General features: G+C 65.0%; 11 protein-coding genes and 4 pseudogenes. 10 read left to right on the forward strand and 5 right to left on the reverse strand.

Translation table 11 applies throughout. The features are described from left to right. Window positions 1–332: 332 nt before the first annotated feature. The 5 genes and pseudogenes from ACIBEA_RS43075 to ACIBEA_RS43095 form a co-directional block, all read left to right on the forward strand. Window positions 333–596, forward strand: a pseudogene (locus tag ACIBEA_RS43075) (transposase); the annotation flags it as partial. An 894-nt stretch (window positions 597–1,490) separates the two neighbouring features. Beyond that, window positions 1,491–1,964: a phage tail protein gene (locus tag ACIBEA_RS43080; protein ID WP_399269783.1), complete on the forward strand. Its 474-nt coding sequence runs from the start codon at window positions 1,491–1,493 to the stop codon at window positions 1,962–1,964. A gap of 47 nt (window positions 1,965–2,011) precedes the next feature. Beyond that, on the forward strand, window positions 2,012–2,437 hold the full coding sequence (locus ACIBEA_RS43085; protein ID WP_399269785.1) for a GPW/gp25 family protein: 426 nt from the start codon (window positions 2,012–2,014) through the stop codon (window positions 2,435–2,437). Window positions 2,438–2,684: 247 nt separating this feature from the next. After that, on the forward strand, window positions 2,685–3,521 hold the full coding sequence (locus ACIBEA_RS43090; RefSeq protein ID WP_399269787.1) for a hypothetical protein: 837 nt from the start codon (window positions 2,685–2,687) through the stop codon (window positions 3,519–3,521). Then, complete coding sequence (locus tag ACIBEA_RS43095; RefSeq protein ID WP_399269789.1) at window positions 3,518–3,997, forward strand: hypothetical protein; 480 nt, start codon at window positions 3,518–3,520, stop codon at window positions 3,995–3,997. Before ACIBEA_RS43090 ends, ACIBEA_RS43095 begins: the two co-directional genes overlap by 4 nt. 18 nt (window positions 3,998–4,015) lie before the next feature. Here the strand turns inward: ACIBEA_RS43095 and ACIBEA_RS43100 are convergent, their stop codons facing one another. From ACIBEA_RS43100 to ACIBEA_RS43110, 3 genes are read right to left on the reverse strand one after another with little or no spacing between them, the layout of a single operon-like run. Next, a complete protein-coding gene (locus ACIBEA_RS43100; protein ID WP_399269791.1) occupies window positions 4,016–4,195 on the reverse strand; it encodes a hypothetical protein in 180 nt (59 codons plus the stop codon). A 38-nt stretch (window positions 4,196–4,233) separates the two neighbouring features. Next, window positions 4,234–4,968: an IS630 family transposase gene (locus ACIBEA_RS43105; protein WP_399269793.1), complete on the reverse strand. Its 735-nt coding sequence runs from the start codon at window positions 4,966–4,968 to the stop codon at window positions 4,234–4,236. Next, window positions 4,941–5,237: a helix-turn-helix domain-containing protein gene (locus tag ACIBEA_RS43110; protein ID WP_399269795.1), complete on the reverse strand. Its 297-nt coding sequence runs from the start codon at window positions 5,235–5,237 to the stop codon at window positions 4,941–4,943. The genes ACIBEA_RS43105 and ACIBEA_RS43110 overlap by 28 nt, the downstream gene beginning before the upstream one ends. Window positions 5,238–5,275: 38 nt before the next feature. Here ACIBEA_RS43110 and ACIBEA_RS43115 point away from each other — a divergent pair. Beyond that, window positions 5,276–5,575 (forward strand): annotated as a pseudogene (locus tag ACIBEA_RS43115) (transposase); the annotation flags it as partial. Here ACIBEA_RS43115 and ACIBEA_RS43120 read toward each other — a convergent pair. Beyond that, a pseudogene (locus ACIBEA_RS43120) lies at window positions 5,576–7,257 on the reverse strand (ISAzo13 family transposase); the annotation flags it as partial. It abuts the pseudogene before it with no gap. Window positions 7,258–7,314: 57 nt separating this feature from the next. Between ACIBEA_RS43120 and ACIBEA_RS43125 the strand changes: the two are divergent. Continuing rightward, a pseudogene (locus tag ACIBEA_RS43125) lies at window positions 7,315–8,127 on the forward strand (IS701 family transposase); the annotation flags it as partial. A 163-nt stretch (window positions 8,128–8,290) separates the two neighbouring features. Here the strand turns inward: ACIBEA_RS43125 and ACIBEA_RS43130 are convergent. Continuing rightward, the gene (locus ACIBEA_RS43130) at window positions 8,291–8,668 is read right to left on the reverse strand and encodes a transposase (protein WP_399269797.1); all 378 of its coding nucleotides are present in this window, start codon (window positions 8,666–8,668) and stop codon (window positions 8,291–8,293) included. 236 nt (window positions 8,669–8,904) lie between these two features. Between ACIBEA_RS43130 and ACIBEA_RS43135 the strand changes: the two genes are divergently transcribed. The 3 genes from ACIBEA_RS43135 (at window position 8,905) to ACIBEA_RS43145 (ending at window position 14,602) form a co-directional block, all read left to right on the forward strand. Beyond that, entirely contained in the window at window positions 8,905–11,367 is a 2,463-nt protein-coding gene (locus tag ACIBEA_RS43135) for a baseplate J/gp47 family protein (protein ID WP_399269799.1), read from the forward strand. 256 nt (window positions 11,368–11,623) lie between these two features. Further along, a complete protein-coding gene (locus ACIBEA_RS43140) occupies window positions 11,624–12,397 on the forward strand; it encodes a Pvc16 family protein (protein WP_399269801.1) in 774 nt (257 codons plus the stop codon). 198 nt (window positions 12,398–12,595) lie between these two features. Then, entirely contained in the window at window positions 12,596–14,602 is a 2,007-nt protein-coding gene (locus tag ACIBEA_RS43145) for an ATP-binding protein (RefSeq protein WP_399269803.1), read from the forward strand. Window positions 14,603–14,998 lie beyond the last annotated feature (396 nt).

Genomic DNA, 14,998 nt, shown 5'->3' on the forward strand with positions numbered 1-14,998 from the left:
CAAACGCTGGACCACCCGCTGGAAGCGAGCCCTCCAGGCCTTCGACATCGCCTTCGACGGACGCCTCACCAACAACCGAATCTGACCTACAAACCAACCCAGCTACACCGAAAACTTTACAGACCCACCTGCAACTCCACTGAGTCGGACCGGACTCGGCCGCGGCGCTCCTGGTCGCGGCCGGCGACAACCCGCAGCGCTTCTCCAGCAAGGTGTCGTTCGCCGCACTGAGCCTTTTCAACTCGGGCTTCAGCTTCCCGGGCTGAGCCTCCGTGACCTGCGCCGATGCGAGAGAACCGTCACCCGATCGGTGGCCAGGTTGAAAATGCTTACTGTGCGGGGTGAGCCCGGTCGAACGGTCGTCCGGCAAAAGCCAGCGGCGTCGACTGAACCGGGGAGGTGACCGCCAGGCCAATGCAGCTCTCTTCCGCATCGCCCTTACTCGGCTTCGCGACCACCCCGAGACCCGTGTCTACCTAGCGCGACGGACCGCCGTAGGCCGGACCAGAGGGGAGATCATCAGATGCCTCAAGCGGTATCTCGCCCGGCAGATCTTCAAGATCATCAACACATCGATGGCGACCACGCCAGCTTGACGAACATAGAGGCGCCAAACACAAGGCCCACAGCCTGCTCTGCCGGGGGGGTGCCCCTATGGGTTTCGTCAACCCGTGGGGGCGGGTTGACGAAACCCATAGGGGCACCCCCCCCGCCACGATCACCCTCACGACCTGCACGAGCACCCCGACGACTCGTCACACCAGGCCCGGTGACCTGCACGAACCACGATGAAACTTCCTCAATGAGGGCGGGGTATTGACGAACAGGGAAAGCAGCGTCACAGTTTGACTAGATGGTCGCCTTTCGCGGCCGTTTACCTGTGCCAGGCGGAGAACGGCAGAGGCCTGCCTGCCCGGTAGGCCGGGCCGGCGCTCTACGGCCGGTCGGCCGGCGGGACACGTACCCCGTGAGGGGCCGAGTGCCTGGACACCGTCTCCGTCCGGACAGAGCTGGCCGGGCTCCTCGGCGATGTCGCGCTCGTCACCCGGCTCCGGCCAGGGCCGTCGGCGCTGCGGAACGTCTCAGACGCCCCGTCGGCCTGGACGTCTCCGGAGGAAGCTTCGAGATCGGCGGCGACTCCCCCGACGGTGATGTCCCCGCTCCCCGTGGACTGTCGCACGGCGGTCCCGGCGGGCACCACCACTGCGTGGTCCACCGGGCATGACGTGATTCCCGGGCACCCGCGATGCGCCCCCGGCTCCGCTCCGCGCAGGGCCGGTACGGGGGTGGCCCCGAAGAGGCCCTGAGTTCTTCTGCCCGGCTTCAGCCGAGGACGTCCAGGCAGCCGTGACGCGGGCCCGTGCGGGCCCCGTCAGGGCTGATATCCGCCTCGGTGCGCGAGCCGGAGCAACCCGCTGGCCGTCCATTGCCGACTCCGCCCGAGGGCGCCTTCATCCGCAGACTCGGTCCTGATGAATTGGAAGGCTGACATGCTCGAAACTTTCACCCCGCTTCTGTCCTCGCTCGCCGGGACCCCGGACCAGACATTCGCGACCAGCTGCCGTTTCCGGGTGACGATCGGCCCGACGACACTGGGCAATTTCAGTACCTGCTCGGGGCTCGCGTGCGCGATGGAGATGAAGGAGCACCACGAGGGCGGGCTGAACGACCACATGTGGAAGTTCCCCACCCGCATGACCTACAGCGATATCACCCTCACTCGCCCGCTGGGAAAATCCTCCGCGCTGCTCTGGGCCTGGCTGGCCGCCCAGGCCCACCGGCCTCTGCCCCTCCCCGGCGAGATCGCCGCCCTCAACGACCAGGGCCACCCCCTCGTCCGCTGGACACTGGACGCCGTGGTCCCCGTCCAGTGGAGCGGACCCGACCTGTCCGCGGCGTCCTCCGAGGTAGTCACGGAGACCCTGGTGATCGCGCATCACGGATTCCTGGACATACCGGGCTGAGCACACCGGCCACCCCTGTCGTGCCCCACCGCCACTATGGAGCAGCCATGTCCGAACCGCCTCTGGCCACCGCTCTCATGGGGACTGGCCTGGCCCGCCCCATGACACTTCAGGGCTCCGCCGGGTTACTCCTCGCATCGGGAGAGACGAAGATCGAACAGTCCATCCGCCTCATCCTCGCCACCGCGCCGGGCGAGCGCCCCATGCGACCTGTTTTCGGCTGCGCGATACACGACCTGGTCTTTTCGGGCATGGACGCGGGCTCCGCTACGGCGATCGGTCACAGTGTCCGCGCCGCCCTGGAACTCTGGGAACCGAGGATCACCGTCCTGGACGTCACGGCAGACACCGGGTCGGGTGACCCCTCCGAGCTCACGATTACTCTCACCTACCGGGTCAACGCAACGAACAGCGTCCGCAACCTCATTCACCCGTACTACACCATCCCTCCCACCCCCTTACCCCCTGCCTGAAACGCCGACAGGCGGGGCTGGGATCCAGGGCGACTCTGTTGCTCAATTCGGTGGACCTGTAGAAACGGACACCGAGCCCACCGTCCTCGACCGCGTTGCCACAGGTCGCGAGTGGGGAGCTTGCATTTCCTATGGAATTGAGCAACAGAGTCGCCCTGGGCTGGGATCACAGGCACGTTCCGCTAGGAAACGCCCTGCCACCGCGAAGTGGGGTCCGTCATCAGCGGCCACCACACCAGGAGAAGCCGTGAGCGAAACCGAATACGAAGACATCGACTCCTTACGATTCCAGAACCTCGTCGACGAGGCCAAGAGATCCCTGCAACAGGACCAGACCACCTGGACAGACCACAACGTTTCCGACCCCGGGATCACGCTCCTGGAATCCTTCGCCTACCTGGTCGACACTCTCAGCTACCGCGCCTCACACATAGATCAGAAGAGTTTAGAAAAAGCCCGGACGTCTCTCGGCTGGCCCCATGAAAGTTACTCAAGGACCGTCACACTTGCAGACCTGAAAGACTTCGAGGGAAAAGTTCAAGAACCGGTCACCGGCGGCGGCAAGCCTTGGTGGGCAACGTGTACGGATGATCCGCGGGTCACCAAAGGAGAAAAGGACGCCGTATTCCTCATTCAGTCAGAAGGCTCGGTATCCGCTGCCACGGAGCAGTACAGCACTGCAATTGCGTCTTACTTCAAGAAAAAAAATAGACCACTCGCATGGGGGCTGGAAATAGCATCTCAAGCCGCCAGTCCGACGACGGTCACCGTAACGGTTACTTACACCGCAGAAGACACGACAGAAAAAACGAAGAAGACCGAAACATACATACGTGACAAGGTGCGCAATTTCATGGGGCTCCCCCACCAGCCCGCCACCGCCGGCGATCTCATTACGACACCGTGGCCTGCCGGGCGCGGTCTCTACGTCGGTGACGTCTATGACACACTCCGGGACGGTCCGGCGAAAATACATGACATCCGGCTTACGGCAGCCAACGGCGACGACCAGTACGTTCCCCTGAGACCGGGCTGCGTCTTCAACCCGACAGTGACCGCAGCCCCCGAAGGGAACCAGAGATGACCACGCCACCCCCTCCTCTCTCCAGCACGGCGCAGAAAAAAAAAGGCGTCAAGCATCCGTTGTTCGAGCACATCCCAGCAGCTTACCGGGAGAATGCAAAGAATCTCACCGAGTTGTGTAGCGCAATAGATGAGATGCTGCGGCCGCAATGGGACGCCGTCGATAATCCGGAAACCGTCTTCAGCTCAACCAGTCAGAGCCAATGGCTGGCACACTTCGCCGAAGCCCCGTCCTCCAGCGTGAAAGACGTCACCGCAGCCGAATCAACCTTCCCCGCCTGGGGGACCGTGGAAGGCCTGAAAAATTTCCTACTAAAACAGGACGAAAGTCAGTCCGTAACTAAAATCAAATCAGACAACCGTAACATGTATAGCGTCACTACGACAAATCCGGTCCAGGCACTGGACTGGGTAACCCGCCATCTTGTACCGGCTCACATTACCGTGGAATGGAAGTCCGGTAGAGGCTCGACCTAGAGGACCCTTGAGGCCTATTCAGTGGCTGATTTGCAGAAGTGCAGTGCGATGACGGTGGAGATGACTTGAGGGAAAGTAGGTTTTGAAGTTCGCGATGGCCTGCTCGATGACGCAGCGGATCCTGTCGATCTGAGAGTTGAGTTCCTTTTCCCAGTCCAGCAGTTCACGGCTTTCAGGCTCCCCGATGGGAGTGATCATTCCATTGCCGATATATTGAGTCGAAACTGTTTGGTTGCTTACATGGTGGTGTAGCGGACGTGGCGTGCGTGGAAGTAGCCGCGGGTGATGTGGGGTTGTTGTTGGCGGCGGTGGAGGAGGCGTCGGGTTTCGTGGGCGAGGTCGTCGGCTGAGCGGGTGCGGGCGGGGTGGACGTGGCGTTTGATGTCGGCGTTGAGGATCTCGTCGGGGTTGAGTTCGGGGCTGTAGCCGGGCATCAGGTGGAGTTCGACGCGGTCGCTGTTGCCGGTCAGCCAGGCGGTGACCTTCTTCGACCGGTGGACGGGGTGGCGGTCGGCGATCACGTTGACCTTGCGTCCGGCCTGCCGGGCGAGGCGGTCCGGGAACCGGATGAACACGCCGGCGTCGAAGGTCCCGGTGAACACGGTGAACCACAACGCGCCGCGGGAAGCGATCGCGGACATGATGTTCACCCGGAACCTGCGCCCGTTCACGCGCACCAGAGGGGTCTGTCCCCTCGGGGCCCACGACCGTCCGGTCGGGGCCGTGTCCGACCGCAGCCCGCATTGATCCGCCCAGGCCACCACCGATTTCTCCGCCTTCGCCCTCTCGGCGATCGCCGGGTACTCATCGGTCAGCCAGGTATCGACTTTCGTCTGGTCTTGCCGGTAGGAGCGCCGCTCGGACCGCTGTGGGCTGAAGCCGTGCCGCCGCAGCCACTTGCCCACACCCTGCTCGGTCATGCCGATGCCGACGACCATCCCGATCAACTCGACCACCAGCGGGCGGTCCACTGCGGACCCCCGAGCAGCAGGTCCTCGGGGGCGTAGTCGGCCATGGCCTGGAACACCACAGCACGGTCTTGCGGGCTGATCCTCTCGCCCGGACCGGTCCGCTTCTTCACGGGCACGGCCAGAGCCCGCCGCCCGCCGGCCTGGTACTTGCGCCACCAGGTGCCCGCCGACCGCTCCGATACCCCAAATACCTCGGCCGCTTGCCGGTACGAGCACACCCGCCCCGACTCCAGCGCGGCCACCACCCGCAGCCGCACCACTTCCTGCACCGCCGGCGACAACCGCCGCCCATCACCCGAACCCCTGAATCCCGTCACACCCCACCCAACGCACCAAGCAACCGAAGAGTTTCAGTTCAATAGCTCCGCTGGAACGGAAGAACGGGTGGACGCTGGCGGAGGAGGCCGGGCATGAGGGTCCGGACCGGATCCACCGGCTGCTGAACCGGATCGACTGGGACGCGGACGAGGTCCTGGACGACGTGCGGGGCTACGTCGTCGAGCACCTCGGTGATCCGGATGCGGTGCTGATCGTGGACGACACCGGGTTCCTGAAGAAGGGTGTCCGCTCGGCCGGGGTCCAGCGCCAGTACTCGGGGACCGCCGGGGGCCCGTATTTGAATAACTGTCAGGGACAATCTTCGGCGGGAATCGCTCGGGCGTGTAGTTGTTCCAAGGTGCGGGCGGCCGGGCCGGGGAGAGGCGTGACGAGGATCTGGTGGAGGTCCAGGAGCCGCTTTGCGTCTTGGTACTGGATCGACAGGTTGGTGCGTTTGACGCCCATGAGCTGAGCCAGGAACGTCATGGTCAGTGCTCTGCGGCGGTGCAAGATGGCGGCCAGGATCCGGTGGAGGTGATCCACGCTGCTGATCTGCGGGTGGCGGTAGTTGCGCGGGCGGTGGAAACGCCGCTGGAATGCCGTCTCGGCCATGGCGTCCCAGAAAGGTTCCGAGACCGCCACCAAATGCGCGAACGCGGTCCGTGACATGCCGGTCAGGGCCGGGTCGGTGAGCATCACGGTCAGGGCGGGGTCGACCTGGCGCGTGCTGGCCGGCGTGTCTGGTGTTCGCGGTGGGAGGGGAGCCAGCGTGTAGTTCCAGTCGCCGTGGAAGCCGTTCGGTGTGATCGGCAGAGCGCGGAATTCGGCGGGCGTCACGCTGATGCCCAGGTCGTACTTGCCGGTGTCCAGTTCGGCCCCGATGGTCAGCCCGGTCTTGGTGGTCGTGGCGCTGATGGTCTCGAGGACGACCTGGTAGCTGGTCAGAGGTCGCCCTCGCCAGTTCGCGGTGATGTGGCAGAACATCCGGTGCTCGATCTTGTTCCACTTCGACGTTCCGGGAGGCAGGTGGCAGACCGAGATCTCCAGCCCGCTTTCCCGGGCGAAGGCGGCCAGGTTGCTCTTCCAGGTCCAGCGGCGAGGATCGTTGGAACCGCCGGAGTCAGCCGTGATCAGGAGCCGGCTGGCACGTGGGTAGTCCGCCTGTCCGCGGTGCTGCCACCAGCGGCGGATGGACTCCACCGCGAACTGGGCGGTGTCGTGGTCGGTGCCGACGTTGACCCATCCGGTGTTGTGGGCGATGTCGTAGATCCCGTAGGGAATCGCCATCGGCTGATCGGTGGTGGTGAATGTGTGACAGTCCACCTTGATCGCGTCCTTGGCCGGCCGCCAGGTACGACCGGGCCGGTCACGGTTGCCGAGCCATTCCTTGGCCTTGGTATCGACGCTGATCACCGGCTGAGCGTCGTTGAGGAAGGCGGCGGCGGTGGTGTTCAGGTGGGTGAACCGGGCATCGCGGTCCGGATGGCTGATGCCCTCCGTCGTCTTCGCGGTGCCCTGCAGGCTGTATCCCAAGGTGTGCAGCAGGTGCCCGACGGTGGAAACGCTGACGGGATGGCCCCGTGCCGCGAGGGCCGAGGCCAGCGCCCGCAGCGACAGCGTGGTCCACCGCAGTGGAGAGACGGGGTCGCCCCGGGTGTGTGGTTCGATCAACGATTCCAGTGCGGGCACCAGGCCGGGATCGGTGTCTGTCAGACGTTTGCGGCCGGCACCTGGGGCCCGGATTCGCAGGGTTGGGACGGAGCCATCAGCCAACTCGGCGATACCACGCGCGATGGTGACAGGACTGGTGCCGGAAACCGCGGCGACAAAGGCGATCCCGCCATGACCGAGGGCGGTGGCCTCGCTGGCCAGGTACAACCGACGCCGACGCTCATCGAGGTGCGGCAAAATCTGATCGAACTTGGCCCGCAACACGCGGACGACGACGCGGTCAGCCAGAAGCAGGGCCATGGTTCAGACTCCCACCAACTCCCCATCCACCGTGCACTTATTGATGTACGCGCCCCCGGGCGGACAGAGAACTCCCAGATCGGGGTCTTCCTCGCCTATGCCGGCGGCCGGGGCCGCACGCTGATCGACCGGCGCCTGTATCTGCCCACGTCATGGACGGATGACCGCGACCGGTGCCGGGCCGCCGGCATCGACGACACGGTCGGCTTCGAGACGAAGGTGGCGATGGCCAAGGCCATGGTCCGCCGGGCGATCGCCAAGAGGATTCCGTTCCGGTGGGTGACCGCGGACGCCGCCTACGGCTTCTCCAAAGGCTGGCGCACCGAGCTGGAACGGGCGGACGTCTTCCACGTCATGGCCACCATGCGGCACGACACCGTCGTCTCCCGCTGGGCCATGGACCATCCCGTCCACGACTTGTTCCCCGGGCTGCCCCGGCAGAAGTGGAAACGCCGTTCCTGCGGCGACGGCGCCCACGGCCCGAGGGTCTACGACTGGGCCAGGGTGGAGGTCCGGCCCTGGCATCGCCAGGACCGCAAGCACTGGGTGATCGCCCGCCGCAGCATCCGCCGGCCGGAGGAGATCTCCTACTACATCGCCTACTGCCCGGCCGGGACCACACTCGACGAGCTGATCCGTATCGCGGGAAGCCGGTGGGCGGTCGAGGAATGCTTCCAGACCGCGAAACAGGAATGCGGCCTCGACGACTACCAGGTCCGCCGCTACAGCGGCTGGCACCGCCACATGACCCTCGCGATGGCCGCACACGCCTGCCTCACCGTCCTGCGGGCCCGCGAACTGGACGCAGGGAAAGCAGAAACGGATCCTCCCAGCTCATACCCCTCACCCTCCCCGAACTCCGACGCCTGATCCACCGCCTCACCCACCGCAGCCCAGCACCCATCGACCACGTCCTGCACTGGTCACACTGGCGCCGCAGACGACAGTTCCAAGCCCGCATCAGCCACCACAAACGACGCGGCCACACACCACCAGAAACCAACAAACCATCACAACAAACACCGTTACAGTACTAGGTACCATAGGAGACTTGGTGGACCTTGCGTATCCGGGCTGCCAGCCCGGCCCCGGCGGTCTGCCGGGCCGCCTTGCGGAGGATGTCGCGCTCTCCCTCCAGCTCACGGGTCCTCTTGCGTGCCGCGGCCGGCTCCGCCTGAACGTCGTCACGGCCGGCCTGCGAGGCGGCCGGCGGTGTCGAGTGGGAGCGGGGGCGGCGGCCGTCTGCGACCCGGATCCAGTTCCGCAGCGTCCCGGTATTCACCCCGAGAGCAGCGGCGACCGCCCTAATCGTCACTCCCGGCCACGACCGGTACAGCGCGTCCGCGTCCGCCTCGAACTCGGCGGGGTAGTGCCTACGGGGACTCCGCTCTCCTGAACCTTCAAGGCCCACGTGCCTCCGGAGTCCGAAATCCGGGATCAAGGCCCGGACCGGGGTACCCCACTGCCTCGCCCAGCATCCAGCAGTTGAGCCGCCAGATCCTTAGCAGCAGCACCTCGCCGTCTCCCGCGGGGACTGCCGGGACTCGCGGCGCGGGAAGCAGCCCGCCACCAGTCCCATGAACGACCCCGTCTCCCGCCCTGCCCCAGGGCATCACCACACCGACGAGCAACCGAGGAGCCGACGAAATGACCTCCCCATCTCCCCCCCGCCTCGCCGCCGGTACCCGCGAGGCCGCCCTAGAACTGGCAAAACAGGCATGCGACTCGAATCATCTCCAGTTGCCGTCCGATCCGCTCTCTCCCGTGAACCTTCTGCTCAACGCGTGCGCGGGTATGGCGGCTCAGGCCAGCGGCGTCGTTAACCTCATGCCGGATTACATGAAGTACCTGGTCCTCAAGAAAATGGGCGCGTTCCGTCCCCGCCAGGCCACCGCAGCCCGAACCACCGTGGACTTCACGATGAAAGCGGGCCGTACGACGCATACATTGGTCCCCGCGGGATTTGTCGTGCGGACTACGGACCAGCCGCCCAAGTCCTTCACCGTGATCAACGAGACCCTCATACCGGTGAAGAACAAGAACAACTCACCGGTGGTGGTCTGGCCAGTGCCGGTCATCCACGCCAGGCGCGTCGAGAATGAATTCCTGGGGACGGTAGACGGCACACCTGACCAAGCGTTCACGCTGGGCAACACACCGCTGTCAGGCCCCGTCCCCCTCGAGTGGTCCGCGGACGGCAGGAAATGGGCCGACTGCACCCAGGTCGAGGATTTCACCGCTCGGACACGGACCGGACCCTACTACCGCCTCGACACCGCCACCAACACGATCGTCCTGCCCCCTGCCCCGTCATTCCCTGCAGGAACCCTGCTGCGGATCCCCTCTTACCTCACCGACGGCGGTTTCAGCGGCAACGTCGCTGCTCACACACTGACCGTCATGCCACAGTCCCTCCCCGGCATCACATCAGTGACCAACCGCAGCAAAGCCTCCGGCGGCCGCGACGCGGAGACCGTCGCCGAAGCCGTCAGTCGGCTGACGCTCACCGACGTGATACCGCCCAGGGCTGTCACTCCGTACGAATACGAGAAGCTCGCACTCCAGGCCAACACCGGACTGGCCTCAGCCCGCTGGGTCCCTAACAGCAGCGCAGACAAAAAGGCTACGCTCTGGACCCCGGGAACACCGGTAACAGCTACTTTCACCTGCGGACCGCTACCTTCAGGCCCTATTCCCCCTCCCCTTCCCGCCGTCGGCACAACCATAGCCCCACGGGGAGAAGAAACCGCCACATGGATCGTCGAATCAGCAACGAGCCAGTCGATATCCGTCCAGTTACAACAGAGGAACAAAGAAGGAAAAACCGACGATTCGCGCCCCGTGACAATTACTTTCCGTTTCCCGTTCCCTGCGAGCAAGATGCAAACAGGCGAAACCTTTAAAATAAGAATGAGATTTAAGACCCCGGGGGCTATGGAGCCCGACTCTCCAATACTGGAAGAGGCTGGGAAAATCAAACGCGTTGACGATCCCGGCAGCGAAACTACTGTCACCGTAACAGACTCTCAACGCAACATGAATACAGGGTCCGCCTTGCTGACCATACCGAACGCCACCGAATGCAAGAAAGGAGAGATGTATGAAGTCACCCTGACGGTAGCCAAGAAAAATAGCGAATATATAAGAACCAACTTCATTCCCACCGCCATCGCACAATTCTCTCATACGGATATTGATGCCGTTCGCGGCGTGCAGGCAGATGAGCAGGAAGTGACCGTAGACAAGGACAGCAAAGTCTCCTTGAAGCCTCCTGCTACCGGATCATCACTTCCTGTCGTGAGAGCCGGAGGGGTGCTGTTCCGCGAAATTCCTTCATTCGCGTCCGTTGACGAGACCGAGGATCCAGCCGAGCCCTACTTTATCGTCGACGCTGATGCATCCCATCTGACTGTCAGCGGAAAGTGGATAGACCGGACTCTAACCGTCGGGCCCTACCAGTCATACAGCAACAGTACCGAGAATCCGCCAACTGGGCAGTGGCAATCATCCGACGGCAAAACCAATTTCTCCGTGGCATACACCTCACCACCCGCCCCTGGGACACTGGGGAAGGCCGCTGAATCTTCCGGCAGCCATGTGACCTTGCGAGTAGTACCCGTCTGCATTCCTGACGCTGAAGGCTTCTTCTCCAAGGAGCAGCTCTCGTGCTCTCCTGCGGTCAAGTTTGCGCTCGCCGAGTTTCTGCGTCCGTACCAGATTCCCGGGGTCAGGCTGGTCCTGCTCCCGCCGGTCTTGAAAGAAGTTATGGTCCGGGCCGAACTCGAGGCGGATCCCCACCTCGGCGCAGACGAAGATGACCGCATCATCTCTGCCGCCAAGAAAAGCATCAACGAGAACCTCAACCCCAACACGGGGGTCAAGGGTGTTCCTGGATGGCCGCCAGAAACGCCCGTCCGGCAAAGCGACCTCTACCGGATACTCGAATCAATCCCTGGCGTCCGCCGTGTCAGGAACGTCACCCTCGGGGTACCGGTGTCCGAGGGCGGGTCATGGATGGGCGTCAGCCAGATCGATCTGGCCGCGGGCGAACTGCCCCTGACCGTACGCGGTGGCATGCACATCGAAGTCGTGAGAACGGCCTCCGCCTGACCGTCGGACCGCCCGACACGGCAGGCACACTCGAGAACGAGCCTGCGGCGACCGACAAGCAAACAGCCACGCCGGCAGACAGGGTGTGCCCCTTCCCAGCCGTGCCGCACATACCTCGCCCCCGCAGCCCGCCGCGGAAACCCCGCCCGGCACCGCCGCCCACCGCCACCGGCAGTTCCACAACACCCCGGACGAGACCCTCACGGCACGGCCGCACACCTCCTCACGCCCGCCCTCATACAGAGGAGACACCGACATGCCAGGCCCCGCATTCCTCATACAGGGCGTCGATCAAGCCCTCAAAGCCCAATTCGACGACAATATCGGATCAGCCTTAACGCATTGGGGCAAGAGAGATCCCAACAACCCCCCGCCGTCAATTGAGGTCAATTTCAACGAACCGAATGACGGCGGCCATGCTATATCCGTCAGCGTGTTTCTCTATCGAATTCGGGAGCATCTCGACCGCCGCCAGAATGCCATCCAAACTACACAGCCACCCAAGAGACAAGAAACACCGAAACTCCCGACCGTTTCAGCAGATGATCCTTCCAGGAAGCACTCCCCTTCTTACTTCGGGGAGACGCGAGAACGGTGGATCGAACTTTCCTATATGGTTACCGGCACGGGAACCGATCCGAATTTAACTGATCCAACGTTCCTGGGGTCTCATTTCGCCATACAGATGGCTCTCGAGACCGTATGGGAACTGACATCCCTGCAGGTCAATGTCGGCGTCGGCCAAGTGACCGCATTGGTGACCGTAAACCAGCCGTCAGAGGACGCCCGTTCGGCGGCAGAGCTGTGGACGGCACTCAGCATCAAGCCGCGCCCCTTCTTTGACCTGTCCGTCCTGTGCCCCTTCAGGACATCCCCCACCGTAGCCGGATCGCCCATCAAAGATGTCAACCTCGGGCTCGCTCTCCCGGACGGTACGGGACAGCTCAGGAAATCCGCCAATGGCACATCTACGACGCTGGAGCATATCACAGTTAGAAATCCGGGCTATAAACAGGAACGGGACTCTTAGTCCTGGTTTCAGCAGAGCCCTCGCGGGCCGCCGTTCCTCACATCGGTGGCGCGGTCTCTGTCAGGGGGCTCGCGGCAGAAGGGAGCAGAGGTGGTTGAGGGAGTAGAGGCAAGCGAGGGGGCGGAGGGTTCTGCAGGGGGTTTTGGCGAGGCCGGGGCTTCGGCCGGGTTGCGGTATCTGCAGGCCCGGCTGTGGCTGGTGAAGGTACGCGTATACGGGCTGCGGCTCGCGGCGGATGTCGGCGAGGGCACGGGCTGGGTTCCTCTGACCCACCCGTCGTCCGGTGACCGGCAGGCGGCTGCGGACCAGGCGGAGCTCGCTGACGGGCTTCAGGAGTGGGCTGCGAAGCGGGAGACTGAGGGGGAGGAGATCCGTGTCCTGCGGCTGCGCAGGTTGTTCGGTCTCAGTGATACCGAGCTCGATGTCCTGCTCGTGCTGGCCGCCCGTGAGCTGGAGCCCTCCCTGGACCTGGCCTACCAGGCCCTGCCGGGGGGAAACCGCGGGCCGGGCACACCAGCAGCGCTGGCCGTGGAGATCGCCGGGGCTCCCGCCGCCGCCGCCCACTGGCTGCTGCACCCGCACAGCGTGCTGCGCGCCGCCGGCCTTGCCGTTCCCGTCGCGGGCACCGAGGAAGACTCCGGTGCCTCTTTCCGGGCCGCGGACCGGGTCGTGGGGTATCTGCTGGGCAGGGACGAGCCCGCGGCCGCGCTGGAACCACTGATCCGGGTAATCAGTGACGCACCGTTCATTCCCCCGGGCCTGGCGGAAGCCGTCGGTGAGGTGAGGGCCGCGGCCCTCGCTCCCAGCCCTCTGCTGTATCTGCGGCAGAGCCCCCACGGATGCGCTTTGGAAACCGTGCTGGCCGCGCTCGCCGGTGCGGGCAGCCCGGTGGTGCACCTGGACCTGGAACGCGTGGAGGACAGCGAGACGCTGCCCGCCGTCCTGACCGCGGCCCGTCTCGAGGCGCGGCTGCGCGGCGCCGCCCTCGTCGCCGGCCCCCTGGACGCTCTCGGCACCCTCCCGGACCAGGAGGACAGCGTGGGCCGGTCCCCCGTCCGCGCGTCCTGGATGAGAGCACTCACCGCCCCCGCGCCGGCGGACGGTCCCGCACTGCCTGTCATCCTCACCGGCAGCGCCCCCATCGACCCGCGGACCTGTACCGTGCCCCTGCACCACATCCGCGTCCCCGACACCAGCACCGAAGACCGTGCTCTGGTGTGGGACCGGGAACTGCGCGGCACTCCCCTGGCGGGCCAAGGCGCCCGCTGGGCCGACTGCCGCTCCGCTCCCCTGCTGACCGCCGGCATCATCACCGCTGCCTGCACCAGCGCCGCCCTCCACGCCCGGCCGCTGTCCGCCACGGACATCACCGCCGCGCTGCGTGCCCTCAACCCCCCCGCCCTGGAACGCCTCACCCGCCACATCACCCCCGACGCCACCTTCGAGGATCTCGTCCTCGCCCCGGCCGTCCGCGACCAGCTCGAAGAACTCACCCACCGCGCCCGCTACCGCGACCTCGTCCTGCGCCAGTGGCGGCTGCGCCCCGGCAACAGCCGCGGCCACGGCACCACAGCCCTGTTCAGCGGCGTCTCCGGCACCGGAAAAACCCTCGCCGCGGAAGCCATCGCGCACGCTCTCGGCCGCGACCTCTACATCGTCAACCTCGCCGGCGCCATCGACAAATACATCGGCGAGACCGAGAAGAACCTCGAGAAGATCTTCGCCCACGCCGAACACGTCCACGGCATCCTCCTCTTCGACGAAGCCGACGCCCTCTTCGGGAAACGCTCATCCGTCAAAGACGCCCACGACCGCTACGCCAACACCCAGACCAGCTACCTCCTCCAACGCCTCGAAGCCTTCGACGGCCTAGCCATCATGACCACCAACCTCGCCGGCAACATCGACGACGCCTTCACCCGCCGCCTCGACGCCATCATCACCTTCCCCATCCCCGACGAGAGCCAACGCCTGGCCCTGTGGGACACCTGCCTCGGCCCCCGCCTCCCTCGCTCACCCGACCTCGACCTCCGCCCTCTGGCCGCCCTCGCCCTGCCCGGCGGCACCATCCGCTCCATCGCCGTCACCGCCGCCTACCACACCGCCACCCACAACACCCCCCTCACCACCACCACCCTCCTGCAAGCCGCCCGCACCGAATACCAAAAACTCGGCTACCCCCCCACCCCCCTCCTCAACCCCTGAACCCCACCACACAGCAAACCCCGGCCCGCAAGAGCCGCGCCCGCAACACCAGACGGCCCCCCGCCCCCTCAAGACCACCGCCCGGGCCACCGCAACCGGCCAGGGCCGCCCGCCAGCCCCGCCGCCACAGGGCCGGCACCGGCCTCACTCCGCCACATACCGGACCCCCGGCCCCCTCCTGCCGCTGCTGATGCGAAGCCGGCCGCATCACCGCAGGACAGGACTCCGAAACTCCGTACGGCAGCAACGCTGAACTGACACTCAGTCAGCTCACACCGCACAGGGAAAACACCGTTGACCGGGACTGTAAAAGAAGCGGTGTAACTCCGATCATGGAGGATTGCACCTGTGACCAGCGAGAAGATAGCCGCACCATCCGGCGCGGGGGCCGCGTCG

This window comes from Streptomyces sp. NPDC051555, from assembly GCF_044454405.1.
GTDB lineage: Bacteria > Actinomycetota > Actinomycetes > Streptomycetales > Streptomycetaceae > Streptomyces.

Excerpts from the sequence above, each read along its gene's own strand:
- ACIBEA_RS43080 (WP_399269783.1), top strand. The coding sequence starts at position 1,491 with ATGCTCGAAACTTTCACCCCGCTTCTGTCCTCGCTCGCCGGGACCCCG.
- ACIBEA_RS43085 (WP_399269785.1), top strand. The coding sequence starts at position 2,012 with ATGTCCGAACCGCCTCTGGCCACCGCTCTCATGGGGACTGGCCTGGCC.
- ACIBEA_RS43095 (WP_399269789.1), top strand. The coding sequence starts at position 3,518 with ATGACCACGCCACCCCCTCCTCTCTCCAGCACGGCGCAGAAAAAAAAA.
- ACIBEA_RS43100 (WP_399269791.1), bottom strand. The coding sequence starts at position 4,195 with ATGATCACTCCCATCGGGGAGCCTGAAAGCCGTGAACTGCTGGACTGG.
- ACIBEA_RS43135 (WP_399269799.1), top strand. The coding sequence starts at position 8,905 with ATGACCTCCCCATCTCCCCCCCGCCTCGCCGCCGGTACCCGCGAGGCC.
- ACIBEA_RS43140 (WP_399269801.1), top strand. The coding sequence starts at position 11,624 with ATGCCAGGCCCCGCATTCCTCATACAGGGCGTCGATCAAGCCCTCAAA.